At 44.7% G+C, this 24,605-nt stretch carries 35 protein-coding genes; 2 read left to right on the forward strand and 33 right to left on the reverse strand.

What is annotated here, in order from left to right; all coding sequences use genetic code 11:
* Positions 1–81 precede the first annotated feature (81 nt).
* Positions 82–990: an EamA family transporter gene (locus ABJF92_RS04875; RefSeq protein ID WP_446814720.1), complete on the reverse strand. Its 909-nt coding sequence runs from the start codon at positions 988–990 to the stop codon at positions 82–84.
* Positions 991–1,116: 126 nt separating this feature from the next.
* On the opposite strand from ABJF92_RS04875, the gene ABJF92_RS04880 reads away from it, so the two are divergent.
* Positions 1,117–1,575: an Lrp/AsnC family transcriptional regulator gene (locus ABJF92_RS04880; RefSeq protein ID WP_446814721.1), complete on the forward strand. Its 459-nt coding sequence runs from the start codon at positions 1,117–1,119 to the stop codon at positions 1,573–1,575.
* Positions 1,576–1,732: 157 nt separating this feature from the next.
* Here ABJF92_RS04880 and ABJF92_RS04885 read toward each other — a convergent pair whose 3' ends face one another.
* The 3 genes from ABJF92_RS04885 to ABJF92_RS04895 all read right to left on the reverse strand — a co-directional run bounded on the left by ABJF92_RS04885 (position 1,733) and on the right by ABJF92_RS04895 (position 6,293).
* Positions 1,733–4,000, reverse strand: a complete 2,268-nt coding sequence (locus ABJF92_RS04885; protein ID WP_446814722.1) for a DUF2971 domain-containing protein — start codon at positions 3,998–4,000, stop codon at positions 1,733–1,735.
* Positions 4,001–4,179: 179 nt separating this feature from the next.
* Positions 4,180–4,899 carry a single-stranded DNA-binding protein gene (gene ssb, locus ABJF92_RS04890; RefSeq protein ID WP_446814723.1) on the reverse strand — a complete coding sequence of 240 codons (720 nt, stop codon included), beginning with the start codon at positions 4,897–4,899 and terminating at the stop codon, positions 4,180–4,182.
* A gap of 35 nt (positions 4,900–4,934) precedes the next feature.
* Positions 4,935–6,293 (reverse strand): MFS transporter, encoded by a 1,359-nt coding sequence (locus tag ABJF92_RS04895; protein ID WP_446814724.1) that lies wholly within the window; start codon positions 6,291–6,293, stop codon positions 4,935–4,937.
* Positions 6,294–6,449: 156 nt separating this feature from the next.
* On the opposite strand from ABJF92_RS04895, the gene uvrA reads away from it, so the two are divergent.
* The gene (uvrA, locus tag ABJF92_RS04900) at positions 6,450–9,272 is read left to right on the forward strand and encodes an excinuclease ABC subunit UvrA (protein WP_446814725.1); all 2,823 of its coding nucleotides are present in this window, start codon (positions 6,450–6,452) and stop codon (positions 9,270–9,272) included.
* Positions 9,273–9,424: 152 nt separating this feature from the next.
* Here the strand turns inward: uvrA and rplQ are convergent, their stop codons facing one another.
* The 29 genes from rplQ to tuf form a co-directional block, all read right to left on the reverse strand.
* Positions 9,425–9,802 carry a 50S ribosomal protein L17 gene (gene rplQ / locus ABJF92_RS04905; RefSeq protein ID WP_446814726.1) on the reverse strand — a complete coding sequence of 126 codons (378 nt, stop codon included), beginning with the start codon at positions 9,800–9,802 and terminating at the stop codon, positions 9,425–9,427.
* A 42-nt stretch (positions 9,803–9,844) separates the two neighbouring features.
* Positions 9,845–10,849, reverse strand: a complete 1,005-nt coding sequence (locus tag ABJF92_RS04910) for a DNA-directed RNA polymerase subunit alpha (protein WP_353666896.1) — start codon at positions 10,847–10,849, stop codon at positions 9,845–9,847.
* A gap of 33 nt (positions 10,850–10,882) precedes the next feature.
* A complete protein-coding gene (gene rpsD, locus ABJF92_RS04915) occupies positions 10,883–11,503 on the reverse strand; it encodes a 30S ribosomal protein S4 (protein ID WP_446814727.1) in 621 nt (206 codons plus the stop codon).
* 16 nt (positions 11,504–11,519) lie between these two features.
* Complete coding sequence (gene rpsK / locus ABJF92_RS04920) at positions 11,520–11,912, reverse strand: 30S ribosomal protein S11 (protein WP_009836290.1); 393 nt, start codon at positions 11,910–11,912, stop codon at positions 11,520–11,522.
* Between the two features lie 67 nt (positions 11,913–11,979).
* Positions 11,980–12,336, reverse strand: coding sequence for a 30S ribosomal protein S13 (gene rpsM / locus ABJF92_RS04925; protein WP_446814728.1), 357 nt, complete (start codon positions 12,334–12,336; stop codon positions 11,980–11,982).
* A 121-nt stretch (positions 12,337–12,457) separates the two neighbouring features.
* A complete protein-coding gene (gene rpmJ, locus ABJF92_RS04930) occupies positions 12,458–12,574 on the reverse strand; it encodes a 50S ribosomal protein L36 (protein WP_347984854.1) in 117 nt (38 codons plus the stop codon).
* 19 nt (positions 12,575–12,593) lie between these two features.
* Entirely contained in the window at positions 12,594–13,925 is a 1,332-nt protein-coding gene (gene secY / locus ABJF92_RS04935) for a preprotein translocase subunit SecY (protein WP_446814729.1), read from the reverse strand.
* Positions 13,926–14,360, reverse strand: coding sequence for a 50S ribosomal protein L15 (gene rplO, locus ABJF92_RS04940; RefSeq protein ID WP_446814730.1), 435 nt, complete (start codon positions 14,358–14,360; stop codon positions 13,926–13,928). It abuts the gene before it with no gap.
* 1 nt (position 14,361) lies between these two features.
* Positions 14,362–14,547 carry a 50S ribosomal protein L30 gene (gene rpmD / locus ABJF92_RS04945; RefSeq protein WP_446814731.1) on the reverse strand — a complete coding sequence of 62 codons (186 nt, stop codon included), beginning with the start codon at positions 14,545–14,547 and terminating at the stop codon, positions 14,362–14,364.
* 6 nt (positions 14,548–14,553) lie between these two features.
* Positions 14,554–15,054: a 30S ribosomal protein S5 gene (gene rpsE / locus ABJF92_RS04950; protein WP_446814732.1), complete on the reverse strand. Its 501-nt coding sequence runs from the start codon at positions 15,052–15,054 to the stop codon at positions 14,554–14,556.
* A 10-nt stretch (positions 15,055–15,064) separates the two neighbouring features.
* Positions 15,065–15,415, reverse strand: coding sequence for a 50S ribosomal protein L18 (rplR, locus tag ABJF92_RS04955; protein WP_445977672.1), 351 nt, complete (start codon positions 15,413–15,415; stop codon positions 15,065–15,067).
* Between the two features lie 10 nt (positions 15,416–15,425).
* Positions 15,426–15,959 (reverse strand): 50S ribosomal protein L6, encoded by a 534-nt coding sequence (gene rplF / locus ABJF92_RS04960; protein WP_446814733.1) that lies wholly within the window; start codon positions 15,957–15,959, stop codon positions 15,426–15,428.
* An 8-nt stretch (positions 15,960–15,967) separates the two neighbouring features.
* The gene (gene rpsH, locus ABJF92_RS04965; protein WP_446814734.1) at positions 15,968–16,360 is read right to left on the reverse strand and encodes a 30S ribosomal protein S8; all 393 of its coding nucleotides are present in this window, start codon (positions 16,358–16,360) and stop codon (positions 15,968–15,970) included.
* A gap of 130 nt (positions 16,361–16,490) precedes the next feature.
* Positions 16,491–16,796: a 30S ribosomal protein S14 gene (gene rpsN / locus ABJF92_RS04970; protein ID WP_226754447.1), complete on the reverse strand. Its 306-nt coding sequence runs from the start codon at positions 16,794–16,796 to the stop codon at positions 16,491–16,493.
* A gap of 12 nt (positions 16,797–16,808) precedes the next feature.
* Complete coding sequence (gene rplE / locus ABJF92_RS04975) at positions 16,809–17,348, reverse strand: 50S ribosomal protein L5 (protein ID WP_446814735.1); 540 nt, start codon at positions 17,346–17,348, stop codon at positions 16,809–16,811.
* Between the two features lie 17 nt (positions 17,349–17,365).
* Complete coding sequence (gene rplX / locus ABJF92_RS04980; protein ID WP_445977676.1) at positions 17,366–17,683, reverse strand: 50S ribosomal protein L24; 318 nt, start codon at positions 17,681–17,683, stop codon at positions 17,366–17,368.
* Positions 17,684–17,700: 17 nt separating this feature from the next.
* Positions 17,701–18,069, reverse strand: a complete 369-nt coding sequence (gene rplN / locus ABJF92_RS04985; protein WP_445977677.1) for a 50S ribosomal protein L14 — start codon at positions 18,067–18,069, stop codon at positions 17,701–17,703.
* A gap of 47 nt (positions 18,070–18,116) precedes the next feature.
* Positions 18,117–18,377 carry a 30S ribosomal protein S17 gene (gene rpsQ / locus ABJF92_RS04990; protein WP_446814736.1) on the reverse strand — a complete coding sequence of 87 codons (261 nt, stop codon included), beginning with the start codon at positions 18,375–18,377 and terminating at the stop codon, positions 18,117–18,119.
* Between the two features lies 1 nt (position 18,378).
* Positions 18,379–18,570, reverse strand: coding sequence for a 50S ribosomal protein L29 (rpmC, locus tag ABJF92_RS04995; protein WP_012071928.1), 192 nt, complete (start codon positions 18,568–18,570; stop codon positions 18,379–18,381).
* Entirely contained in the window at positions 18,571–18,984 is a 414-nt protein-coding gene (gene rplP / locus ABJF92_RS05000; protein WP_013659455.1) for a 50S ribosomal protein L16, read from the reverse strand.
* Positions 18,985–18,994: 10 nt separating this feature from the next.
* Positions 18,995–19,675 carry a 30S ribosomal protein S3 gene (gene rpsC / locus ABJF92_RS05005; RefSeq protein WP_445977679.1) on the reverse strand — a complete coding sequence of 227 codons (681 nt, stop codon included), beginning with the start codon at positions 19,673–19,675 and terminating at the stop codon, positions 18,995–18,997.
* Between the two features lie 14 nt (positions 19,676–19,689).
* Positions 19,690–20,022, reverse strand: a complete 333-nt coding sequence (gene rplV / locus ABJF92_RS05010; RefSeq protein WP_067020136.1) for a 50S ribosomal protein L22 — start codon at positions 20,020–20,022, stop codon at positions 19,690–19,692.
* A gap of 14 nt (positions 20,023–20,036) precedes the next feature.
* A complete protein-coding gene (rpsS, locus tag ABJF92_RS05015; RefSeq protein ID WP_036163121.1) occupies positions 20,037–20,312 on the reverse strand; it encodes a 30S ribosomal protein S19 in 276 nt (91 codons plus the stop codon).
* 15 nt (positions 20,313–20,327) lie between these two features.
* Positions 20,328–21,152 (reverse strand): 50S ribosomal protein L2, encoded by an 825-nt coding sequence (rplB, locus tag ABJF92_RS05020; protein WP_446814737.1) that lies wholly within the window; start codon positions 21,150–21,152, stop codon positions 20,328–20,330.
* A gap of 14 nt (positions 21,153–21,166) precedes the next feature.
* Positions 21,167–21,463, reverse strand: coding sequence for a 50S ribosomal protein L23 (rplW, locus tag ABJF92_RS05025; RefSeq protein WP_446814738.1), 297 nt, complete (start codon positions 21,461–21,463; stop codon positions 21,167–21,169).
* Positions 21,460–22,065: a 50S ribosomal protein L4 gene (gene rplD, locus ABJF92_RS05030; RefSeq protein ID WP_445977681.1), complete on the reverse strand. Its 606-nt coding sequence runs from the start codon at positions 22,063–22,065 to the stop codon at positions 21,460–21,462. Before rplD ends, rplW begins: the two co-directional genes overlap by 4 nt.
* 12 nt (positions 22,066–22,077) lie before the next feature.
* Positions 22,078–22,716 carry a 50S ribosomal protein L3 gene (gene rplC, locus ABJF92_RS05035; protein WP_446814739.1) on the reverse strand — a complete coding sequence of 213 codons (639 nt, stop codon included), beginning with the start codon at positions 22,714–22,716 and terminating at the stop codon, positions 22,078–22,080.
* A 128-nt stretch (positions 22,717–22,844) separates the two neighbouring features.
* Positions 22,845–23,156, reverse strand: coding sequence for a 30S ribosomal protein S10 (rpsJ, locus tag ABJF92_RS05040; protein WP_067207662.1), 312 nt, complete (start codon positions 23,154–23,156; stop codon positions 22,845–22,847).
* A 212-nt stretch (positions 23,157–23,368) separates the two neighbouring features.
* On the reverse strand, positions 23,369–24,592 hold the full coding sequence (tuf, locus tag ABJF92_RS05045) for an elongation factor Tu (protein WP_446814740.1): 1,224 nt from the start codon (positions 24,590–24,592) through the stop codon (positions 23,369–23,371).
* Positions 24,593–24,605 lie beyond the last annotated feature (13 nt).

Below are 24,605 nucleotides of genomic sequence, written 5' to 3' on the forward strand. Positions count from 1 at the left end.
TATTAAAATGGGTATCACACCCTGCACTGGCCGCTATTTTAACGTTGTTTTCTTTAATTGTCATACAAATGAGCATAGCTCTCATTCGCTTAACGATTGCTCACCCTCCAAAGCCTGCTTCACTGCGGGTTTAGGGGTGAAAGGCGACAACACAATACCTATAGAAGCCACCACGATTGCGCCAATGCCCAAGCATTGCAGTAACGATAGCTGCTCTCCTAGTATCAAAAAGCTGACGATCACCCCCATCACCGGCTCGCCACTGGCCATGACACCGTATATATGGGTGGGCAAGTTGCGCAAAGCAAACATCTCAAGCATCAGGGGTATGGCGCTGGATAACAGAGCGATCACCACTACTATCAAAAACACATTCGGCTCTAATATTTGGGAAAGTGAATCCGTGTCGCCAGCGGGCATCACGATCAAGGAAGCGACCACCAAACCGAGTGATGGTGCTTTGCTACCAAAGCGCTTACCCGCCTTCTTGCCCATGAGGATATAAGCACCCCAGAAGAACGCCGCCACCAGCGCGTAGAACAGCCCTAGCACATCAAGGTTTTCCACTTGCGCGGACTTTGGCAGCAGCAAGAAAATCCCCGTTGCCGCCAATAATACCCACAGATAATCGGAACGGTTTTTCGAATAAAACGCCGCCACACACAAAGGGCCAATCAGCTCCACCGCTAATGCCACACCGACCGGCACTGTCTTGATGGACATATAAAAGAACAGATTCATACCGGCAACGGTTATGCCGTAAGCCAAGACCGTTCCTAGGCTGTTGCGGTTAAAGCGCACCTGCCAAGCTTTTAACAAGAAGAATAAGATCACCGCCGACACCGACAAACGCAGCACAGTGACATCTTCTGGCGTGAACACCGAAAACATGGATTTCGCCAACGCCGCCCCAGCGGTAATCGACACTATGGCCAGCAGCAGTGCTGCCACAGACGTCATGAGCTTGAATGAAGGAGATGCCATCAGCATAAGTTAATCTCTAATAAGTCGAAAAATATGAGATAAAATTTATCAGCTTGGCGTATATTTCTAAGTCATAATTCACTTGGATTTGATAATTTTTATCAAAATATCCCTAAGAAAGGCCAAAACCTGATGGACGCATTAGATAAGAAGATCCTCGAACAGCTGCAAATAGATGCCAAAGCTTCCATGGGTTCGATTGCCGAAAAAGTCGGTCTGTCTGAACCCGCCTGCTATCGCCGAGTGAGACAACTGCGTGCTAGTGGTGTTATTGAAAAGGAAATGGCCATCGTTAAACCCAAAACCATGGGTTGGCCTCTAAGCATGCTCGTCATGGTCACCTTCGAAAGAGACCATAACACCATCATAAACAGCTTCCTTACTCGGGTTAACAAGGAGCCAGAAGTGCTCGATTCATGGTGTGTAACAGGAGATCATGATGTGGTACTACAAGTATTGTCTACCGACATGGAAGCCTTCGACGACTTCACCAACCGAGTGCTGCACAAAGACGACAGCGTGAAATACTTCCGCACCCTAGTGGTACTCAAACACGCCAAAGCCAACAGTCCGATACCGCCAGCTGGGTAGCGGCTTTCAAATATAGTAAGGGTTCTAGGATTCTACAGTCTATCTAATAGAAAAATTAAACAGACCAGAATGTGATCTTTACTCTCTGTCATATATCTCATATAAAGATGATGAGTGATTTAGTTTTGCTCTGACCGCAATTTATCGCTGATAGCCATTAAATTTTTGAAGTTTCGATATCTCTATACTCTAATGCGAAACAATTGTCTTTTGATATAAACGCTTCTCGTAAAGTTACTTTTGGTATATGGCTTTCTCTATTGAAGTTTATAGCATTAATTATATTTACTATAAGTTTTCTCTTATCGTCAGGGAAATCGCACCCTAGCGTAATACTACAAATCCGAGCATTAATTTGAGTTCGATCGGTATTTGGGTACTCAAAGCTGTCAAAAAATAATTTTTCTTTAGCATTGGTGAATATTCTTACTTCATCTTCGTAAGACCAGTCGTTATTTTTAGTTAGAAGGTACTGATTAAAAACATATAAATCTTTTTCTAAGTTTCTTTTAGATTCATCTATATAACTCACTTTTTCTATACCAACCCCGTAAGGGAGCTCCCCACCAAACCAATACTCAACCATTATACCTTGGTGCTCTTGGGCATAGTGAGACCACATCAACATTGAATTGTTATTGTTCGATAGCGAGCAGATACGATAGTTGGTATCTATGAGGCTATTCGAATCGAGCTTACTTAATGTTGGTAGTTCAATCGGGTCATTTAATTGTTTTTTCGACGCCAAATAAAAGTACTGGCTGGTAAGTGCATCAATACTATTGACATTAAAAGGGGAGTACTTGAAAAGCCGGCCTGATTTTGCTGTAAAGGTGTGCCATTTGAACTGGTTAATCAGATCTACATTGTACCAGTATTGCAAATATTTATATTCTTCTTCTGCTATTTCTACATCGGACAATCTTTCTGCGCAGCTAATATAATTACCTATGAGAATGTGATTGTGCTCTTTTGATGAGCGCATCAACTCTATCGCAAGCTTGTAGTATTGAAATGCAAGGCTAAGTTCGTTTTTACGCTCATAACAGACGCCGATACAATTGTACGATGACATAGTTGGTTGATTACCAGCGTGAAACTTGGTGACATTCTCTATGACGAAATCAAATTCATTGCACTCGATGCCTAAGTCGTATAAACGTAAGAAATCGTCGCTACTCATATCTCCGTTAGATAATTTGACTTTCATCTCTGCGAGCTGTGTATCGTAGTATGTGCTGTTCCACTTAGTTTTTAATGATTTTAACTCACCACTCAAATGCTCATATATTTGGTGTCTAATTAGGTCGGGAGAGTCAAGTGCCTTCATCACTTCTTGATATATTCCCAATATATCAATCATATTGTTAAAGTGTTTTTTTTCTATAAATAATTGCTCTAGCTCATCGATTTTATGTTTGCATCTAACTGCTTGATATAGAATTTTAGATTCATCGCGCAAGGTCTCTGCCTTATCATTAATAAACTCCAAAATTTTCTTGTTCGCTGGCTGCTTTAGGTGTGACAACGCTAGCAAGTAATACAGACGTCCGTTTATATCATGTCGGTAATGCAAATCGTCTGTTGAAACATCTTCATGGTAAGTAACGACGTCTTTATATTCCCCAGCCTGAAAAGCTTTTTGTATTAGTACCTGCTTCAGAGGATTAGCTTCGCCTTTCTCTGATTCCTTAACATAAACTTGATAAATTTCTTTGTTGTCATTCCCCAATAACTTATCGACCTGCCAGTAACGAAGCTTGCTTAACGCAAACTCTTTACTGATTAAGTTGCGATTGAAATACGCTTCAATGATTTCAACATTTACTGTCTCCATTGATTCTATTAGGGCTAAGCAATTCTCAACTTCATCAAGATAGAAAAGCGCAAAAACAAGCATGCCATTCCCGCAAGTAACTTTACTGTCTTGAACTAAAGATTTGATAAACTGCCAGTCTTGAAGAGTAAAGTTAGAGAAGTTATTTCCGCAGTAGAGCAGGTTATCGATTGTTCGACCTAGCTTCTCAAATTCATTTTTTTCATAATCGATTTTTAATGATGTTATGCATGAGTTCGTATTATGATCCGTTATAAAAAGTCCCCAATGAGCGTAAGAGTTGTTTGGGTTTAGTTTTATAGCATACCGATAGAAGCATGCTGGAATGTGCTGTTCATTAAATGAGTCGTAAATTTTATTTGCGGTATCCCCAAGGTAGCAGTAGGCGGATGATTCATCACTGTGTCGTAAAGTTACCTCGGCAATAACATCATCCAAACATTCTTGCTTTAGATATTGGATAAAGTAATAAAAACCTAGATACCATTCATTACCATCGGACCGCCAACAGCTATCTAGAAAAGTTAGCTTCGAAAATTCTTGCTCTTTAATCCAACTAATTATCTTTTTATCATCAACACTGCTCATAACATCCATTCTTTAAATCGCGGGTATTATCAATAAAACGTAATAAAATGGGGCAAAGTCAAATCATCAATTTCCTCTACTCCAATTTACTCCCATCACGACCAGACATTCAATCTCCCAATCAAAAAAAGCCCCGCAATTTTGCGAGGCTTTCTATTTCGGTGCTTAAACAACAAGTCTTAGAACGGAATATCGTCGTCGAAGTCGTCGAAGTTCGGTGCTTGTTGTGGTTTTGGCTCTGGTGCTTTAGGTGCTGGTTGTGGCGCACGTTGCTGCGGAGCGGATTGAGCAGGCTGCTGTGGCGCGTTGCCCCAGCTACCGAAAGATTGTGGTGCAGCTTGTTGCGGAGCCTGTTGTGGTGCTTGCTGAGGCTGTCCGTAACCACCTTGCGCAGGTTGCTGGTTAAAGCCTCCTTGCGGTGCGTGTTGTTGTGGCGCTGCCTGCTGTGGTGCTTGGTTGTAGCCGCCTTGTGCAGGTTGCTGAGCTGGAGCATTGTTGCCGTAGCCGCCCTGTTCGCCACCGTAAACGCCTTGTTGGCCGCCGTTGTTATCGCCACGTCCGTCTAGCAGTTGCATTTCGTTGGCAACGATCTCTGTGGTGTAACGTTTGATGCCGTCTTTTTCCCACTCACGAGTACGTAAAGAGCCTTCTACGTAGACTTTAGAGCCTTTTTTGATGTAGTCGCCAGCGATCTGACCTAGGCGGAAGTTACCACGGTCCATGAAGGCCACTCGGTGCCATTCTGTACGTTCTTGCATTTGGCCGGTTTGCTTGTCGCGCCAGCTTTCTGTTGTCGCCAAGTTAACGTTAGCAACGGCTGCACCTGATGGCATGAAGCGTACTTCTGCATCGTTGCCTGCGTTACCAATTAAGATGACTTTATTTATTCCACGTGCCATGACGTTGTTCTCCAACTATAAATAGATATTGTCTGTTAAAGATTTATTTGCGGAGCAATCTGTCGCAAAGCGTCTTTGTCTAATAATTTCTTGTCTACTTTCAAATAGGCGGTTTGCTCATCTGAAAAAATCTGCATATCTTCCACTCCTTGGACTTGAGCAAGTTTTGCGCTGAGTTCGCTGACTGCTTGGTCGTTTGTCTCTGTTAGGCTAAACGCTAAGCTGCTCAGTTGTTTTGGCGGTGTCTGCCAGTAACAAGCGAGTGTCCAAATCAGTAACACGCCACCTACTGCCCAAAAAACGGCACTCGATGAATAATACTGTAATAGCCAACCCCCACATAAACCACCAATAAAGGAGCCCATAAATTGGTGTGTGGAAAACACGCCCATGGCGGTACCTCGGTAGCCGACTGGTGCGAGTTTACTGATGAGTGATGGTAAGGTCGCTTCGAGAGTATTAAAGCCAATAAAGTATAGCCACAATAATAGCCCAAATATCCAAATCTGTGGTGCCCACTGTAGCAGCAAGGCGCTAAAACCTAGCATGGCCACTACAAAAATAAGCACGCCTTTCATTTTGCCTTTTGTCTCGGCAATAATGACCAATGGTACCATACCCACAAAGGCAAAACCCATGACTGCCAGATATAACCAGCTATGTTGTGCCAAGGGTAAATCAAACTGATTAATTAATAGGTTTGGAATGGTTAAAAACAAGGCGGTTAGGCTGCCGTGTAGTAATAATACGCTGATGTTCAAAAAGCGCAGTTGGCCGTCTTTAAGCACACGACCTAGGGCGACTAGGCTTGGTGTGGTGTCACGGCGAAAGGTATGTTGCACTATGTTAGGCACAGCAAAGACAATTAAGGCTATGCCCAATAACGAGAAGAAGAAGGATAGATAAAACAGTCCTGATAGTCCGACTAGGTCGAATAACCATGGCCCTAGCACTAAGGACAACATAAACGAGGCACCAATACTTATGCCGACGGTCGCCATAGCTTTGGTACGGTTTTGCTCGCGGGTCACATCACTTAATAGAGCCATTAGAGTGCTAGCAATGGCGCCTGCCCCTTGCACAGCGCGACCGATAATTAATACCATGATATCGTTAGCGTTGGCACAAATGAGGCTACCTAGGGCGAACAATAATAAGCCGATGATGATGACGCGTTTACGGCCAATTTTATCGGACCACATGCCCATGGGAATTTGTAAGAAAGCTTGGGTGAAACCATAGATACCGATGGCCATGCCTATCATCGCAGCGTCGGCGCCGTTTATGCCATCGGCGGCCACACTTATCACTGGCATGATAAGGAATAAACCTAACATTCTGAATAGGTAGATCAGCGCTAATGCAAGTACAGAGCGACGTTCGAGAGCATCCATAAGGAAAAATAACCAACCAGCTAAAGGGTTAAGACAGAAATATGTCAATTTTACAAAAAATACCGTTGAAGCTCCATTTCAACTACTGTAAAAATAGACAGTAATTTCATTAACTAACAAAACATTTACTGTTAGCTAACTTCACATTGGAGACACATGGATACCATTACTATACGCGGGGCCCGCACCCACAACCTAAAAAATGTGGACCTAGACATCCCTCGCGATAAGTTAGTCGTGATTACTGGCTTGTCAGGATCGGGCAAGTCTTCCCTCGCCTTTGACACGTTATACGCCGAAGGCCAACGTCGTTATGTTGAATCTTTATCAACCTACGCTCGCCAGTTTTTATCCATGATGGAAAAACCCGATATTGATCATATCGAGGGGTTATCGCCTGCTATCTCTATTGAGCAGAAGTCAACGTCACACAACCCTCGTTCTACGGTCGGTACCATCACCGAGATCTACGATTATTTGCGTTTGTTATTTGCTCGTGCAGGTCAGCCAAGATGTCCTGACCACGGCGAACCACTTGAAGCGCAGACCATATCACAAATGGTCGATAAGATAATCTCCTTGCCAGAAGAAAGCAAAATGATGCTTTTGGCTCCGATTGTTAAAGATCGAAAAGGTGAGCACTTACATACTCTTAATGATTTGTTATCTAAAGGTTTTATCCGTGCTCGTATCGACGGCATAGTGGTTGACTTGGACGATGCTCCGGCATTGGAAAAAAACAAAAAGCACACTATTGAGGTGGTTGTCGACCGCTTTAAAGTACGCTCAGATTTACAGCTACGCTTGGCGGAATCTTTCGAGACTTGTTTAGGTTTGTCCGACGGTATCGCAAAAGTCATCAATATGGACGACGAAGACGATGTGCATATTTTTTCCAGCAAGTTTGCCTGTCCTGTTTGTGGTTACAGCCTAACCGAGTTGGAACCTAGACTTTTCTCTTTCAATAACCCTAATGGTGCTTGCCAGACCTGTGATGGCCTTGGTACACACCAGATGTTTGACCAAGAACGCATCATCCAAGACGACACGCTGACGCTCGCTGAAGGCGCCATTCGTGGTTGGGGACGTCGTAGTATTTATTATTACCAACAGTTGAGCGCGCTTGCCCAGCATTATGGTTTCGATATTGAAGCGCCTTTCAAAGACATTCCGGCAGAGTTTCAAAAAAGCATTTTGCATGGCTCTGGTAAAGACAAAATAGAGTTCATGTACATCAATGAGCGGGGCGATAAGATGACCCGCTCCCATGTGTTTGAAGGGGTCATTCCGAATTTACAGCGTCGCTACCATGAAACCGAATCGGACTCGGTGCGAGATGACTTGTCTCAGTATATTAGCACTCGTGCTTGTCCGGATTGTCATGGCTCCCGCTTGAATCGTTCGGCGCGAAATGTCTTTATTGCTGAGCAAACCTTACCTGAAATTGTGACCTACCCTATTGCTGAGTGTTTGAAGTATTTTGAAACGTTAGAGCTGGCTGGGTCGCGAGGCGAAATCGCATCGAAAATTTTAAAAGAAATACGTGATCGCCTAACGTTCTTGGTCAACGTTGGTCTGGACTACTTAACCCTAGATCGCAAAGCCGACTCGCTGTCTGGTGGTGAAGCACAACGTATTCGTCTTGCTAGCCAAATTGGTGCGGGTCTAGTGGGGGTTATGTACATATTGGACGAGCCTTCGATTGGCTTACACCAACGAGATAACGAGCGCTTAATTGCCACTCTGACGCGTTTACGAGATTTGGGTAATACGGTGATTGTGGTGGAGCATGATGAAGATGCGATCCGCATTGCCGATCATGTTGTGGATATCGGCCCAGGAGCAGGTGTACATGGCGGACAAATCATTGCTAGCGGTACGCCTCAAGATATTATGGATTGTCCTGAATCAGTCACCGGACAGTTTTTAACGGGTAAACGTAAGATAGATATTCCAGCGCTTCGTCATCAGGCTAAGAACAAACAGTTTCTCAGCTTGATCGGGGCAAAAGGTAATAATCTAAACGATGTTACTTTAAATATCCCCGTGGGCGTGATGACCTGTGTGACAGGCGTATCAGGTTCGGGTAAATCCACCTTGATCAACGGCACACTTTATCCGTTGGCCGCCACAGCACTTAATGGCGCGACAACGTTAAAAGCAGCGCCTCATGAGCGTATCGAGGGCTTAGATTTATTTGATAAGTGTGTAGACATAGACCAAAGCCCAATTGGTCGTACGCCACGTTCAAACCCGGCTACCTACACGGGTATTTTTACGCCTATGCGTGAACTGTTCTCCGCGACCCAAGAGGCCAGATCTCGTGGTTATAAACCAGGGCGCTTTAGTTTTAACGTGAAAGGCGGACGCTGTGAAGCCTGCCAAGGCGACGGTGTGATCAAGGTAGAAATGCATTTCCTACCGGATGTGTATGTGCCGTGTGATGTCTGTAAAGGCAAACGCTACAATCGTGAAACTCTCGAAATACAATACAAGGGTAAAAATATTCACGAGTGTTTGGATATGACCATCGAAGATGCTCGAGAGTTCTTTGATCCCGTGCCTAGCATTGCCCGTAAGCTGCAAACATTGATTGATGTAGGTTTAGGCTATATACGTCTTGGGCAAGCCGCCACGACGCTCTCCGGCGGTGAAGCACAAAGGGTAAAACTGGCAAAAGAACTGTCGAAACGCGATACCGGTAGCACTCTGTACATTTTGGATGAGCCAACCACAGGTTTGCATTTCTCAGATATTGAACAATTACTGAAAGTTCTGCATCGCCTACGAGATCATGGCAATACGGTGGTGGTTATTGAGCATAACTTAGATGTGATCAAAACCGCGGATTGGATTATTGATCTAGGTCCAGAAGGTGGTAGCGGTGGTGGTTATATTATCGCAGAAGGCTCGCCTGAAAAAGTTGCTGAGGTGGAAGGCTCACATACAGCACGCTTCTTAAAGACCATGCTCAATTAATCTCTAACTGAACACATAAATCCCTTTACAGGTTTGTAGAGGGATTTTTTTTGCTCAAATTTATAAAAAATGAGAGATTAATCGAACACTAAAATTTAGGCACAAAAAAAGCCGAGCTGTTATAAGCTCGGCTTTTTTGTTACTTGCTGATATTACTCAGCGGCTTCAGCAACTGGTCGATCGACCAATTCAACGTAAGCCATAGGAGCGTTGTCACCTGTGCGGAAGCCACATTTAAGAATGCGAACATAACCACCAGGACGAGTTTGGTAACGAGGACCAAGCTCAGAGAACAATTTACCTACTGCATCTTTGCTACGAGTACGAGCAAAGGCAAGGCGACGATTCGCAACAGAATCGATTTTCGCCAATGTGATCAATGGCTCTGCAACACGACGAAGTTCTTTAGCTTTTGGCAACGTAGTTTTAATAACTTCGTGCTCAAATAAAGAAGCAGCCATGTTTTTGAACATCGCTTTACGATGCGAGCTAGTACGGTTTAAGTGACGTCCACTCTTACGATGACGCATTATACATTCCTTACTAAACTACTGAGGTCAGGAAACAATGACCTAGCGAGCTAGTACTTTGCTATCGTCTTTCAAACTAGCCGGTGGCCAGTTCTCTAAACGCATTCCCAAAGACAAACCACGCTGTGCTAAAACATCTTTAATTTCAGTTAATGATTTCTTACCTAGGTTAGGCGTCTTAAGAAGCTCAACCTCGGTACGCTGAATCAAGTCACCGATGTAATAAATATTTTCTGCTTTCAAACAGTTAGCACTTCGAACGGTCAATTCAAGATCATCAACCGGGCGTAGCAAAATTGGATCGATTTCATCCTCTTCTTCTTCAACAGGTGCTTCGCTTTCGCTCTCAAGAGCGACAAATACTGCGATTTGTTGTTGAAGAATAGTCGCTGCGCGACGGATTGCTTCTTCTGGATCAATCGTACCATTGGACTCGATGTCTAAGACAAGCTTGTCCAAGTCAGTACGTTGCTCTACACGAGCATTATCGACACTGTAAGCAACACGACGTACAGGGCTAAAAGAGGCATCCAGTTGCAGGCGGCCAATAGGACGAGTCTCATCGTCGCCAGCAACACGAGCATCAGCAGGCTCATAACCACGACCACGAGCTACTTTGATCTGCATCGTTAATTCAGCAGTATCATCTAAGTGAGCAATAACGTGATCTGGGTTAGCGATCTCTGCATCGGCAACTAGCTGAATATCACCAGCAGTTACAACACCAGGACCCTTTTTACTTAAAGTAAGAGTTGCTTCATCTTGCCCGTGTAGAGCGATCGCAACTCCTTTTAGGTTAAGAAGAATCTCAATTACATCTTCTTTAACCCCTTCAATTGCGCTGTATTCGTGCAATACACCGTCGATTTCTACTTCAACAATTGCACAACCAGGCATTGAAGACAAAAGAATACGGCGCAACGCATTACCCAAAGTATGACCAAAACCACGTTCTAGTGGTTGTAGCGTTACTTTAGCTCGCGTATTACCTAATTCCTGAACTTCAATGTTGCGTGGGGTTAACAATTCGCTCACTGAACGCTGCATAGATCCACCTATTTCTTAATCCTAATTACCGACTTACTTAGAGTAAAGTTCGACAATTAGGTTCTCATTAATTTCAGCTGATAAATCGGCACGTTCTGGAGCAGCTTTGTAAGTTGCTTCCAATTTAGTTGAATCAACTTCGATCCAATGGATCGGTGCGCGATTTTTAGATAGCTCTAGTGCGCTTTGTACACGCAATTGCTTCTTAGCTTTTTCACGGATAGACACAACGTCACCAGCTTGAACTTGGTAAGACGGGATGTTAACCGTTGCACCGTTAACTAGAATACCTTTATGGCCAACTAGTTGACGAGCTTCCGCACGTGTAGAACCAAAACCTGCGCGGTAAACAACGTTATCTAAACGTGATTCCAAAAGTTGCAAAAGGTTTTCGCCAGTTGCGCCCTTTAGACGAGCTGCAGATTTGTAGTAGTTACGGAATTGTTTTTCAAGAACACCGTACATACGACGTACTTTTTGTTTCTCACGTAATTGTAAGCCGTAATCAGAAAGACGACCGCGACGTGCACCGTGCACACCAGGAACTGTTTCTGCTTTACATTTCGACTCAAGAGCGCGTGAACCGCTCTTCAATTGCAAGTCGGTACCTTCACGACGAGACAACTTACAAGTTGGACCTATATAACGAGCCATGTATCTGTCTCCTCAATTAAACGCGACGTTTCTTAGGTGGACGGCAACCGTTGTGCGGGATTGGCGTCACATCTGTGATGTTATTGATACGCAAGCCCAATGCATTCAATGCACGAACTGCGGACTCACGACCTGGACCTGGGCCCTTGATCATTACGTCAACGTTTTTAAGGCCGAACTCTTGTGCGACAGCACCGGCACGTTCCGCTGCTACTTGAGCTGCGAAAGGAGTACTTTTACGAGAACCGCGAAAACCAGAACCACCGGCAGTAGCCCAAGACAATGCGTTGCCTTGGCGATCGGTGATAGTCACAATAGTGTTGTTAAATGACGCGTGTACATGAGCAACACCGTCGACAACCGTCTTTTTGACTTTTTTCTTGGTATTGCGCGTAGCTGGCTTAGCCATATTGCACTTTTCCTATTTAATGCTCAGCTCTAGCTAACTTAGGTAGCTAGAGCGAAACGCGTTTAAATTACTTACGAATTGGCTTACGAGGGCCTTTTCGTGTACGAGCGTTCGTTTTGGTACGTTGACCACGAACTGGTAGGCTGCGGCGGTGACGAATACCGCGATTACAGCCTAAGTCCATCAAACGTTTGATAGACATACTGACTTCACGGCGAAGATCACCCTCTACAGTATACTTAGCAACTTCACCACGAAGTTCATCAAGGATTTCATCACTTAATGAACCGATTTTCGCAGTTTCAGCAACACTAGTTGCAGCACAAATTGCGCGTGAACGAGTGCGACCGATTCCGAAGATGTAAGTCAGAGAAATGACCGCATGTTTATTGTCAGGAATATTGACACCGGCTATACGAGCCATTCACTTTACTCCGTTGTTATGGATGAATTAATCATCACTTTACATAATTAGGGCGGCTGATTATGCCTACATTTAGACTATAAATCAACCACCCTATCCTATCATTGAGCAAACTTGCTAATTAGCCTTGACGCTGTTTATGTCTAGGCTCAGTTTTACAAATTACTCGAACTGCACCGTTACGACGAACGATTTTACAGTTACGACAGATTTTCTTTACAGATGCACGTACTTTCATGTTCAACTCCAACCTATGCTTAACGCATTAGGCCATTTGGACCATAACCAGTCAGATTAGATTTCTTCATTAATGACTCGTATTGCTGGCTCATCAGATGACTTTGAACTTGCGACATAAAGTCCATGACAACCACTACTACGATTAACATAGAAGTACCGCCAAAGTAGAATGGAACATTCCACGCAACAACAAAGAACTGAGGCATCAGCGACACTAGAGTGATGTATAAAGCACCAAACAATGTCAAACGGGTCATTACACCATCAATATATCGAGCTGTATGATCGCCTGGACGAATACCCGGTAAAAAAGCACCGGACTTTTTCAAGTTATCTGCCACATCTTTAGGGTTAAACACTAGCGCTGTATAGAAGAAGCAAAAGAATACAATTGCTATCGCAAATAACAGCACATAGAGAGGTTGCCCTGGAGCAAGAGCCAAAGAGATATTCTGCAACCATTCCATTCCTTCGCCTTGACCAAACCATTGGCCGATCGACGCTGGGAACAAAAGGATACTTGAAGCAAAGATAGGTGGAATAACACCCGCCATATTCACTTTAAGTGGCAAATGACTCTTCTGTGCGGCAAACACTTTTTTGCCTTGTTGGCGCTTAGCATAGTTCACAGTAATGCGACGCTGACCACGTTCGATGAAAACAACGAATGCGACAGTGGCAATGGCTATGATACCAATTAACAACAAAGCAAGAATATTAATATCGCCTTGACGAGCCGACTCAAAAGATTGACCTAGAGCAGATGGAAGGCCTGCAACAATACCAGCAAAGATAAGAATGGAAATACCATTACCAATACCTTTCTCTGTAACTTGTTCACCTAACCACATCAAGAAAACAGTACCAGCAACCAGAGTAACTACCGCAACTGCGTAGAATTCTAGACCACTGCTAAAGGAGATACCTTGACTTGCCAAACCAACTGCCATACTAGCAGACTGGACAAGCGCAAGTAGCACCGTACCGTAACGAGTGTATTGAGTAATCTTGCGACGACCCGCCTCACCCTCTTTCTTAAGTTGCTCTAGCTGCGGACTCACAACCGTCAATAACTGCATAATAATTGAAGCAGAAATGTAAGGCAGAATACCGAGCGCAAAAATACTCATACGCTCGAGTGCGCCCCCTGAGAATACGTTAAATAAACTCAGAATTGTGCCTTCATTTTGATCAAACAGTGCTGACAGCCTATCAGGATTAATTCCTGGCACAGGGATGTGTGCACCGATTCGGTATACAATAATTGCTAAGAAAACGAAGCGGATACGAGCCCAAAGCTCGCTTAATCCACCTTGCATCCCAGCGGGTAGTGAGTCACGCTTTGCCATCTATTCCTCGACTTTTCCGCCAGCTGCTTCAATAGCGGCACGAGCACCTTTAGTCACTTTAAGACCGCGAACAGTAACAGCTTTGTCGATAGAGCCAGACAAGATTACACGTGCAGTTTTAATTTGATGACCAAGGATATCGGCGCTCTTAAGGGCAGCCAAATCTACAACTTCAGCATTTACAGCAGCAAGTTCGTTCAAACGAACTTCAGCAACATACTTTGCCTGACGTGAAGTAAAACCAAATTTTGGCAGACGTTTCTGCAAAGGCATTTGACCACCTTCAAAACCAGGTTTTACTGAGCCACCTGAGCGAGATTTAAGACCTTTATGGCCTCGTCCGCCGGTTTTGCCCAAGCCGCTACCAATGCCGCGACCAACACGTTTAGGAGCATGTTTGCTACCTTCGCCAGGACGAAGTGTATTTAAGAACATGTTATTCTCCTACCACTTTTACCATGTAATAAACTTTATTAACCATACCACGAACAGATGGAGTATCTTCCAACTGACGAGTTTGGCCAATCTTACTTAAACCCAAGCCTTTAACAGTTTCACGGTGCTTTGGAAGACGACCGATCGGGCTGCGGGTTAGTTGAACTGTGATGGTTTTGTTAGCCATGACACATTACCCCAAAATTTGATCGACTGACTTACCGCGTTTTGCTGCGATTTGCTCAGGTGCTTTCATATCCTGCAAACCTTTGATCGTAGCGCGAACTACGTTTACTGGGTTTGTAGAGCCGTAACATTTTGCCAATACGTTGTGAACGCCAGCGATTTCAAGAACCGCACGCATTGCACCACCGGCGATAACGCCAGTACCTTGTGACGCAGGCTGCATGTAAACTTTAGAAGCGCCATGTGTTGCTTTAACAGGATACTGAAGAGTATCGCCGTCAAGCTTAACAGACACTAGGTTACGGCGAGCTTGTTCCATAGCTTTTTGAATCGCTTGAGGAACTTCGCGTGCTTTACCACGACCGAAGCCAACCTTACCATTACCATCTCCGACAACTGTTAAAGCTGTGAAAGAGAAGATACGACCACCCTTTACAACTTTAGCAACGCGGTTTACTTGAACTAGCTTCTCTTGGAGGTCGCTAGTTTGTTGATCATTAACTGCCATTTGCTACCCCTTAAAACTCTAGACCGGCTTCACGTGCAGCGTCAGCAAGTACTTGAACGCGACCGTGGTATTTGAAGCCAGAACGGTCAAAAGCGACCGAAGTGACACCTGCTTCTTTAGCGCGTGTAGCAATCAAAGTACCGACTTCTTGAGCCGCTGCTTTGTTACCAGTCGCTTTAGCACGTAGAGCTTCTTCAAGAGTAGAAGCGCTCGCTAGAACTTTACTACCACATGGAGAAATCACTTGAGCATACATATGGCGTGGTGTGCGATGTACAGTAAGACGATTCGCACCTAACTCACGAATATGCAAGCGCGCACGGCGTGCACGACGAATTCGAGATTGTTTTTTAGTGTTCATGAATGCTTACCTACTTCTTCTTAGCTTCTTTACGACGAACGATTTCGTCTGCATAGCGAACACCTTTGCCTTTATATGGCTCAGGTGGACGGAAACCGCGAACTTCTGCAGCTACCTGACCAACGGCTTGTTTATCAACACCCTTGATCACGATTTCTGTTTGAGAAGTACATTCAGCTGTAATGCCTTCAGGAAGTTCGTAGTCAACTGGGTGAGAGAAACCCAGAGACAGGTTAAGTACTTTACCTTTAACGGCAGCACGGTAACCTACACCTTGAAGAAGCAATTTTTTCTCAAAACCTTGGCTTACACCAACAACCATGTTGTTAACCAAAGCGCGAGTTGTACCAGCTAAGGCACGGCTTTGTTTTGCACCATCGCGCGCAGCGAAAGTGATAACGTTTTCTTCTTTAGACACAACAACGCTTGTGTGAACATTAAACTCTAAAGAACCTTTGCCGCCTTTTACAACAACATTTTGGCCTTTAAGAGTCAAATCTACACCACTAGGAAGCGTCACGGGACTATTAGCAACTCGAGACATACTAACTCCTAGAATACAGTGCAGATTACTTCGCCACCAATACCAGCAGCACGAGCTGCACGGTCTGTCATCACACCTTTAGAGGTAGAGATGATTGCAACACCAAGGCCTGCTTCTACTTTAGGTAGATCAGTTGTGCCTTTGTATTGACGCAAACTTGGGCGAGATGCGCGTTTAATTTCTTCGATAACCGGCTTACCTTCGTAGTATTTCAACTCGATAGTAAGTGTCGGTTTGATCGCTTCGTCTACAGAGAAGTTACCTACGTAACCTTCTTCTTGTAGTACAGATGCGACTGATGCTTTCATTTTTGATGAAGGCATGCTCACAGTGGTCTTAGCGGCCATCTGTGCATTACGAATACGTGTGAACATATCCGCAAGGGTATCTTGCATACTCATTTAAGAGCTCCTAATTGAAAAAACCATTGTGCAGCAAATAGAGCTCGCGCATAGTACACAGCAGCGAGCAGAATGTCCAGCTTTTAGACACCCCACCCACTGCAATGTATTATGATCGTGCTCTACTTGCTTACCAACTAGCTTTCTTCAAGCCTGGTACGTCACCGCGCATCGCTGCTTCACGCAGTTTGATACGAGACAAGCCGAAACGACGGTAAACACCGTGTGGACGACCTGTAACTTGACAACGGTTACGTTGGCGAGAAGAAGATGAATCGCGTGGAAGCGCTTGAAGTTTCAAGGTTGCTTCCCACTTTTCATCGTCCGATGCATTAACGTCGCTAATGATCGCTTTTAGAGCAGCACGCTTTTCAGCGAACTTTGCTACTAATTTGGTGCGTTTTGCTTCGCGCTGAATCATTGAGATCTTTGCCATGATTCCTACCTCTTATTTCTTGAAAGGGAAACTAAAGGCGGCTAGCAAAGCACGACCTTCTTCGTCGGTACGAGCAGTCGTTGTAATGGTAATATCCATACCACGTACACGATCTACTTTATCGTAGTCGATTTCTGGGAAGATGATCTGCTCTTTAACACCCATGCTGTAGTTACCACGACCGTCGAAAGACTTAGGATTAAGTCCACGGAAGTCACGGATACGTGGAATAGCTACATCAACCAAACGGTCGAAGAAATCCCACATACGCTCACCACGTAGAGTTACTTTACAACCGATCGGGTAACCGTCACGGATTTTAAAGCCTGCTACTGATTTACGCGCCTTAGTCACTACAACTTTTTGGCCGCTAAGTGCTTGAAGATCGTTAACCGCATGCTCAAGAAGTTTCTTGTCTGCGATTGCTTCACCAACACCCATGTTCAATGTGATTTTAGTGATTTTAGGCACTTCCATCACGTTTTTGTATGCAAACTCTTCAGTAAGAGTTGATACAACTTGATCTTTATAAACTTGCTTAAGTCTCGCCATGGCTATAATTCTCGCTCTTAGGCGTCGATCGCTTCACTGTTTGATTTAAAGATACGTACTTTCGTACCGTCTTCATTCAATTTAAAGCCGACGCGATCCGCTTTGCCAGTAGCATCGTTATAGATAGCTACATTAGAAATTTGGATAGGTGCTTCTTGTTCAACGATGCCGCCAGTTGAACCCTTCATAGGGTTTGGTTTTTCATGTTTCTTAACGGTGTTAACACCAGAAACAAGAACTCGACTATCGTCTACTACCTTAACCACTTTACCGCGTTTGCCTTTATCTTTACCAGCAATCACGATAACTTCGTCGTTACGTTTGATTTTACGCATAATGTCCCCTCTCCCTCTTACAGCACTTCTGGTGCAAGAGAAACAATTTTCATGAATTGCTCTGTACGCAATTCACGTGTTACAGGGCCAAAGATACGAGTACCAAGTGGCTGTCCTGACGCATTCAATAATACCGCAGAGTTTACATCAAAACGGATTACAGAGCCATCTGGACGACGAACACCTTTCTTAGTTCTAACGACAACTGCGTTAAGAACTTGCCCTTTTTTAACACGACCACGAGGGATCGCTTCTTTCACTGTGACCTTAATAATGTCACCGATAGCAGCATAACGACGATGTGAGCCACCCAGTACTTTAATACACTGAACACGCTTTGCGCCGCTGTTATCTGCAACATCAAGCATCGATTCTGTTTGAATCATTACTGCTCTCCAATCAAATTAGATAACAAGTCTCACGAAGGGGCAGCTTAAACAGCTGCCGCTTTGTTAACAACTTGAACCAGATTCCAAGTCTTAGACTTAGAGTAAGGACGTGTTTCTACGACCTTAACGGTATCACCGATCTGACACTCATTGTTCTCATCGTGAGCGTGTAGTTTTGTAGAACGACGAATAAACTTACCGTATAAAGGGTGTTTTTCAGTACGTTCAACAAGTACCGTGATGGTTTTATCCATCTTGTCGCTAACTACTTTACCAGTAGCTGTACGCGCTTTTGTTTCTGCCATCTTAGTTACCTGCCTTATCGTTTAGCACGGTTTTAACACGTGCGATATTGCGGCGAACCTGTGAGAGCAAATGTGTTTGCGCTAACTGACCAGTGGCTTTCTGCATACGCAGAGTAAATTGCTCACGCAGTAGTTCGATCAAGGTCGCTTGTAGCTCAGCTACAGACTTTTCTTGCATTTCTTTTGCTTTCATCTACATCACCGTACGCGTTACGAAAGTTGTGGACAGAGGAAGCTTAGCAGCAGCCAACGCGAATGCTTCGCGTGCTAGCTGTTCTGAAACGCCCTCAACTTCATAAAGCATCTTGCCAGGTTGAATCTGTGCAACCCAGTATTCTACGCTACCCTTACCTTTACCCTGACGAACCTCAAGAGGTTTCTGAGTAATCGGCTTATCAGGGAATACACGAATCCAGATTTTACCACCACGTTTGATGTGACGAGTCATTGCACGACGCGCCGCCTCAATTTGACGAGCAGTAATACGACCGCGAGCAGTCGATTTTAAACCGAATTCACCAAAGCTAACCTGATTACCGCGTAATGCAAGACCGCGGTTACGGCCTTTTTGCATCTTACGGAATTTAGTACGTTTCGGTTGTAACATGACTTACCCCCTACTTAGACTTCTTCTTTTGTGCGCCTTTATCAGCACGCACTTGTTCAATACCGCCCAAGATTTCGCCTTTGAAGATCCACACTTTAACACCGATGATGCCGTAAGTTGTGTTTGCTTCATAAGTAGAGTAGTCAATATCAGCGCGTAGTGTATGTAGAGGCACACGACCTTCACGATACCACTCAGCACGTGCGATTTCAGCACCGCCTAAACGACCACTAACCTGAACCTTGATACCTTTCGCGCCTGCACGCATAGCATTCTGTACTGCACGTTTCATTGCACGACGGAACATAACGCGACGCTCTAATTGGCTTGCAATATTTTGCGCAACCAATTTCGCATCCATTTCAGGCTTACGAATTTCTTCGATGTTAATGTGGACAGGTACGCCCATCATTTCAGAAACTGCATTACGTAGTTTCTCAACATCTTCGCCTTTCTTACCAATCACGATGCCTGGACGGGCAGTGTGAATTGTAATACGAGCTGTTTGAGCAGGACGTTGAATCTCGATACGAGAAACAGAAGCCTGAACCAATTTTTTCTCCAAGTACTCACGAACCTGAAGATCATTTAATAGCAGCTTAGAGTAGTTTTGATTATTCGCATACCAAGTAGAAGTATGATCTTTAACTATCCCTAGGCGTATACCAGTTGGATGAACCTTCTGACCCATTGGGTTTCTCCTAATTAGTCAGCGACTTTAACTGTTATATGGCAACCGCGTTTTAGAATACGGTCAGCACGGCCTTTAGCACGTGGCATAATACGTTTCAGAGTCATAGCCTCATCAACATACGCCGTAGAAACACGCAAGTCATCTATATCAGCACCTTCGTTGTGCTCAGCGTTAGCTACAGCAGACTCTAGTACTTTCTTGACAATTACTGCCGCCTTCTTAGGACTGAACGTTAGAATGTTCAGTGCTTCGCTAACAGATTTGCCGCGGATTTGATCTACAACCAAACGGGCCTTCTGCGCTGAGAGGCGAGCACCTTTTAATGAAGCGCTTACTTCACTCATATTAATACTCCTAATTACCGTTTGGCTTTCTTGTCCGCAGCATGACCACGATATGTACGGGTCGGAGCGAACTCACCCAATTTATGACCGACCATGTCTTCAGTTACAAGAACTGGAACATGCTGGCGACCATTATGGACAGCGATAGTCAACCCTACAAAATCAGGGAAGATAGTTGAACGGCGTGACCAAGTCTTAATTGGACGTCGATCTTTTTTCTCTACCGCAGCCTCTACCTTTTTCAACAAATGAAGGTCGATAAAAGGACCTTTTTTTAGTGAACGTGGCACAGTCGTTTCCTCTTATTACTTAGTACGGCGACGTACAATAAGTTTATCAGTACGCTTGTTGCTGCGCGTTTTGTAACCTTTAGTAGGCACACCCCATGGAGATACTGGATGACGACCACCAGAGCTACGTCCTTCACCACCACCATGCGGGTGATCAACTGGGTTCATCGCTGCACCGCGGACGGTTGGACGAATACCACGCCAGCGACTAGCACCAGCTTTACCCAGAACTCGCAAGCTATGCTCGGAGTTAGAAACTTCACCCAAAGTAGCGCGACATTCAGTCAACACTTTACGCATTTCACCTGAACGTAGGCGAAGCGTAACGTAGCGACCTTCACGAGCAACTAGCTGAGCAGAAGCACCGGCTGAACGTGCAACTTGTGCACCTTTACCTGGCTTAAGCTCGATACAGTGAACAACACTACCCACTGGAATATTTTGCAGAGGCAAAGTATTACCAGCTTTAATAGGCGCATCTGCACCACTGGAAACTACAGAACCAGCTACCATACCTTTGGAAGCGATAATGTAACGACGCTCACCATCAGCATATTTAACCAATGCTATGTTTGCAGAACGGTTTGGATCATATTCCAAACGCTCAACTACCGCAGGAATTCCGTCTTTGTTACGACGAAAATCAATCATACGGTAATGCTGCTTATGACCACCACCTACGTGACGCGTAGTGATGCGTCCGTTGTTGTTACGTCCACCCGACTTGCTCTTTTTAGAAAGCAAAGGAGCGTAAGGTGCACCCTTATGCAAGTCGTTGTTAACAACACTAACAACGTGACGACGGCCTGCAGACGTTGGCTTACTTTTTACAACAGCCATTGACCTATCTCCCCTTATTCAGCGACCATGAAATCAATGTCTTGACCTTCAGCTAAACGAACATACGCTTTTTTCACGTCGCTACGTTTGCCTAGACCACGAACTGTACGTTTTGTCTTACCTTTATGGTTCAACGTACGAACAGACTCAACTTTGACTTCAAACAGCGCTTCGATAGCTTGTTTGATTTCTGGTTTCGTTGCATCACCAGTCACTCGAAAAACGTACTGACCATTGCCTTCGGCTACGATCGTTGCTTTTTCAGAGATATGTGGACCCAACAGAACTTTATAAATGCGTTCGCCGATCATGCTAGTGCCTCCTCAACTTGTTTCAGAGCACCAACTGTCACCAACACTTTGTCGTAAGCAATCAAGCTAACAGGGTCGATAGACGCTGCATCACGCACATCTACGTTTGGTATGTTGCGAGCCGCTAGGAAAAGATTGTCATCCAACTCGTGGGAAACAATCAAAGCGTTCTCAACATTCAATTCTGCCATTTTTGCTTTGAAGAGCTTAGTTTTTGGAGCTTCTAACTTCAGATCTTCAACAACAACAAGACGGTCTTGACGTACAAGTTCAGACCAGATGGTGCGCATTGCTGCACGGTACATTTTCTTGTTTACTTTCTGAGAGTGATCCTGTGGTTTTGCAGCGAAAGTAACACCACCAGAGCGCCAAATTGGGCTACGGATAGTACCTGCACGTGCGCGACCAGAACCTTTTTGTTTCCAAGGTTTACGTCCACCACCGGCTACTTCAGAGCGAGTTTTCTGAGCGCGTGAACCTTGACGAGCGCCAGCCAAGTAAGATGTAACTACTTGGTGTACTAGTGCTTCGTTGTATTCACGGGCAAAGGCTACTTCAGAAACTTCTACTGTTCCTTCCGTACCTGTAAGATTCAAGTTCATTGTCTACCCCTCTTAGCGAGCTTTAACAGCTGATTGAAGAATAACATCACCGTTCACAGCGCCAGGAACCGCACCTTTCACAAGGATAAGGTTACGTTCTGCATCTACGCGAACCACTTCAAGTGATTGTGTAGTGACTTGTGCTGCGCCCATGTGACCAGCCATCTTTTTGCCTTTCCAAACACGACCAGGTGTTTGACATTGACCGATGGAACCAGGAGCACGGTGAGACAATGAGTTACCATGTGTTGCGTCTTGCATAGAGAAATTATGACGCTTGATGGCACCTTGAAAGCCTTTACCTTTAGATTGACCAGTTACGTCAACCATTTGGATCGATTCGAAATCAGCTACAGTTAGTTCATCACCAACATTGATTTCTTTCTCGTCACCTGACAGGCGGAACTCCCATAAACCACGACCCGCTTCAACGCTTGCTTTTGCATAATGCCCAGCAGCAGCCTTGTTGACACGGCTCGAACGGCGAGTACCAACAGTTACTTGAACAGCTTGATAGCCATCAGTTTCTGCAGTTTTCACCTGAGTAACGCGGTTCGGTTCTACCTCGATAACGGTTACTGGCACGGATACACCCTCTTCATTGAAGACACGTGTCATTCCGGCTTTGCGTCCGACTAATTGAATAGTCATTTTTTACCTCATTTGCCAGTTGTGTATGGGGCTATCACCCGCTACGGCCGACCATTCCAGATCGTTCCACTATTTAGTGCATAAGCCGACTGATAACCAGCCGGTTCTCGCACCCCAAACTTTAGGGATTAACCTAAAGAAATTTGTACTTCCACGCCTGCCGCAAGGTCTAGCTTCATTAGAGCATCAACAGTTTTTTCTGTTGGCTCAACGATGTCTAGAACACGTTTGTGTGTACGGATTTCATACTGATCACGCGCATCTTTGTTTACGTGTGGAGAAACCAATACTGTGTAACGTTCTTTGCGAGTAGGAAGCGGAATCGGTCCACGTACTTGCGCACCTGTGCGTTTCGCTGTGTCCACAATTTCTTGTGTTGAAGCATCAATCAGACGGTGATCAAATGCTTTCAGACGAATACGGATTTTTTGGCTTTGCATTTCCAACTCCAAATACAGTTTTTAAATGACCTAATTGTACATTTATTAGGCCACAATCCTTTTTTAAGGACGGCGAATATTAGCCATTCACAAACTGGTTGTCAAGTAACCAACTTTAAAAAGAATGGAGCTTAAAATAAAAAAGGCCACTCGATGAACGAGCAGCCTTTTTTTGAATCACTTAACTTCGATATTACATATCGATTAAAGGATTATTTTAGTACTTTAGCTACAACACCAGCACCAACAGTACGGCCACCTTCACGGATCGCGAAACGTAGACCTTCGTCCATCGCGATTGGGTGAATCAAGGTAACAGACATTTGAACGTTGTCACCAGGCATTACCATTTCAACACCTTCAGGAAGCTCACAAGCACCAGTTACGTCAGTTGTACGGAAGTAGAACTGAGGACGGTAACCTTTAAAGAAAGGAGTGTGACGACCACCTTCATCTTTACCCAAAACATATACTTCTGCTTCGAATTCAGTATGAGGGTTGATAGAGCCAGGCTTAGCCAATACTTGACCACGCTGAACGTCTTCACGCTTAGTACCACGCAGAAGAACACCACAGTTCTCACCAGCACGACCTTCGTCTAGAAGCTTACGGAACATCTCAACGCCAGTACAAGTTGTTTTCGTAGTATCTTTGATACCAACGATTTCAACTTCTTCACCAACTTTAACGATACCACGTTCAACACGACCAGTTACTACTGTACCACGACCCTGGATAGAGAATACGTCCTCGATAGGCATGATGAATGCACCATCGATTGCACGCTCTGGCTCTGGGATGTAAGAATCTAGTGTCTCTACTAGGTTCTTAACAGCAGTTGTACCCATTTCGTTGTCATCTTCGCCGTTCAATGCCATTAGAGCAGAACCTGGGATGATTGGAGTGTCATCACCTGGGAAGTCGTATTCAGAAAGAAGGTCACGCAATTCCATTTCAACCAACTCTAGCATTTCAGCGTATTCTTCAGAATCCGCACCGCCACAGTCTTCAGCCAAAAGGTCAGCTTTGTTTAGGAATACTACGATGTAAGGTACACCTACTTGACGAGAAAGAAGGATGTGCTCACGAGTCTGAGGCATTGGGCCGTCAGTTGCGCCACATACTAGGATCGCGCCATCCATTTGAGCAGCACCAGTGATCATGTTTTTAACATAATCGGCGTGTCCAGGACAATCTACGTGTGCATAGTGACGATCTGGAGAATCGTATTCTACGTGAGAAGTAGCGATAGTGATACCACGCTCGCGCTCTTCAGGAGCATTATCGATACCGTCAAATGCTACAGCTTCACCGCCGTATACTTCAGCACATACGCGAGTTAGCGCAGCTGTAAGTGTTGTTTTACCATGGTCAACGTGACCGATTGTGCCAACGTTAACGTGCGGTTTATTACGTTCAAATTTACTCTTTGCCATGATACATACACCT

Source organism: Marinomonas sp. (assembly GCF_039940335.1).
Classification (GTDB): Bacteria; Pseudomonadota; Gammaproteobacteria; order Pseudomonadales; family Marinomonadaceae; genus Marinomonas.

Coding starts and splice junctions, on each gene's coding strand:
- rpsH (WP_446814734.1), bottom strand. CDS start 16,360: ATGAGTATGCAAGATACCCTTGCGGATATGTTCACACGTATTCGTAAT.
- ABJF92_RS04880 (WP_446814721.1), top strand. CDS start 1,117: ATGGACGCATTAGATAAGAAGATCCTCGAACAGCTGCAAATAGATGCC.
- rpmC (WP_012071928.1), bottom strand. CDS start 18,570: ATGAAAGCAAAAGAAATGCAAGAAAAGTCTGTAGCTGAGCTACAAGCG.
- rpsD (WP_446814727.1), bottom strand. CDS start 11,503: ATGGCTCGTTATATAGGTCCAACTTGTAAGTTGTCTCGTCGTGAAGGT.
- rplN (WP_445977677.1), bottom strand. CDS start 18,069: ATGATTCAAACAGAATCGATGCTTGATGTTGCAGATAACAGCGGCGCA.
- rplW (WP_446814738.1), bottom strand. CDS start 21,463: ATGATCGGCGAACGCATTTATAAAGTTCTGTTGGGTCCACATATCTCT.
- rpsE (WP_446814732.1), bottom strand. CDS start 15,054: ATGGCAGTTAATGATCAACAAACTAGCGACCTCCAAGAGAAGCTAGTT.
- rplV (WP_067020136.1), bottom strand. CDS start 20,022: ATGAGTGAAGTAAGCGCTTCATTAAAAGGTGCTCGCCTCTCAGCGCAG.
- ABJF92_RS04895 (WP_446814724.1), bottom strand. CDS start 6,293: ATGGATGCTCTCGAACGTCGCTCTGTACTTGCATTAGCGCTGATCTAC.
- tuf (WP_446814740.1), bottom strand. CDS start 24,592: ATGGCAAAGAGTAAATTTGAACGTAATAAACCGCACGTTAACGTTGGC.
- rpsM (WP_446814728.1), bottom strand. CDS start 12,336: ATGGCTCGTATAGCCGGTGTCAATATTCCTGACAATAAACATGCGGTC.
- rplR (WP_445977672.1), bottom strand. CDS start 15,415: ATGAACACTAAAAAACAATCTCGAATTCGTCGTGCACGCCGTGCGCGC.
- ABJF92_RS04910 (WP_353666896.1), bottom strand. CDS start 10,849: ATGCAGCGTTCAGTGAGCGAATTGTTAACCCCACGCAACATTGAAGTT.
- rplQ (WP_446814726.1), bottom strand. CDS start 9,802: ATGCGTCATCGTAAGAGTGGACGTCACTTAAACCGTACTAGCTCGCAT.
- rpsC (WP_445977679.1), bottom strand. CDS start 19,675: ATGGGTCAGAAGGTTCATCCAACTGGTATACGCCTAGGGATAGTTAAA.
- rplO (WP_446814730.1), bottom strand. CDS start 14,360: ATGTTCTTAAATACACTTCGTCCTGGCGAAGGTAGCAAACATGCTCCT.
- rplF (WP_446814733.1), bottom strand. CDS start 15,959: ATGTCTCGAGTTGCTAATAGTCCCGTGACGCTTCCTAGTGGTGTAGAT.
- uvrA (WP_446814725.1), top strand. CDS start 6,450: ATGGATACCATTACTATACGCGGGGCCCGCACCCACAACCTAAAAAAT.
- ABJF92_RS04885 (WP_446814722.1), bottom strand. CDS start 4,000: ATGAGCAGTGTTGATGATAAAAAGATAATTAGTTGGATTAAAGAGCAA.
- rplD (WP_445977681.1), bottom strand. CDS start 22,065: ATGAACTTGAATCTTACAGGTACGGAAGGAACAGTAGAAGTTTCTGAA.
- rpmD (WP_446814731.1), bottom strand. CDS start 14,547: ATGGCTAACAAAACCATCACAGTTCAACTAACCCGCAGCCCGATCGGT.
- rpsJ (WP_067207662.1), bottom strand. CDS start 23,156: ATGCAAAGCCAAAAAATCCGTATTCGTCTGAAAGCATTTGATCACCGT.
- ssb (WP_446814723.1), bottom strand. CDS start 4,899: ATGGCACGTGGAATAAATAAAGTCATCTTAATTGGTAACGCAGGCAAC.
- rpmJ (WP_347984854.1), bottom strand. CDS start 12,574: ATGAAAGTACGTGCATCTGTAAAGAAAATCTGTCGTAACTGTAAAATC.
- secY (WP_446814729.1), bottom strand. CDS start 13,925: ATGGCAAAGCGTGACTCACTACCCGCTGGGATGCAAGGTGGATTAAGC.
- rpsN (WP_226754447.1), bottom strand. CDS start 16,796: ATGGCAAAGATCTCAATGATTCAGCGCGAAGCAAAACGCACCAAATTA.
- rplC (WP_446814739.1), bottom strand. CDS start 22,716: ATGACTATTCAATTAGTCGGACGCAAAGCCGGAATGACACGTGTCTTC.
- rplX (WP_445977676.1), bottom strand. CDS start 17,683: ATGCGTAAAATCAAACGTAACGACGAAGTTATCGTGATTGCTGGTAAA.
- rpsK (WP_009836290.1), bottom strand. CDS start 11,912: ATGGCTAAGCCAGCTACGCGCAATACCAAGAAAAAAGTCAAAAAGACG.
- rplP (WP_013659455.1), bottom strand. CDS start 18,984: ATGTTACAACCGAAACGTACTAAATTCCGTAAGATGCAAAAAGGCCGT.
- rpsQ (WP_446814736.1), bottom strand. CDS start 18,377: ATGGCAGAAACAAAAGCGCGTACAGCTACTGGTAAAGTAGTTAGCGAC.
- rplE (WP_446814735.1), bottom strand. CDS start 17,348: ATGGCGAGACTTAAGCAAGTTTATAAAGATCAAGTTGTATCAACTCTT.
- rplB (WP_446814737.1), bottom strand. CDS start 21,152: ATGGCTGTTGTAAAAAGTAAGCCAACGTCTGCAGGCCGTCGTCACGTT.
- ABJF92_RS04875 (WP_446814720.1), bottom strand. CDS start 990: ATGCTGATGGCATCTCCTTCATTCAAGCTCATGACGTCTGTGGCAGCA.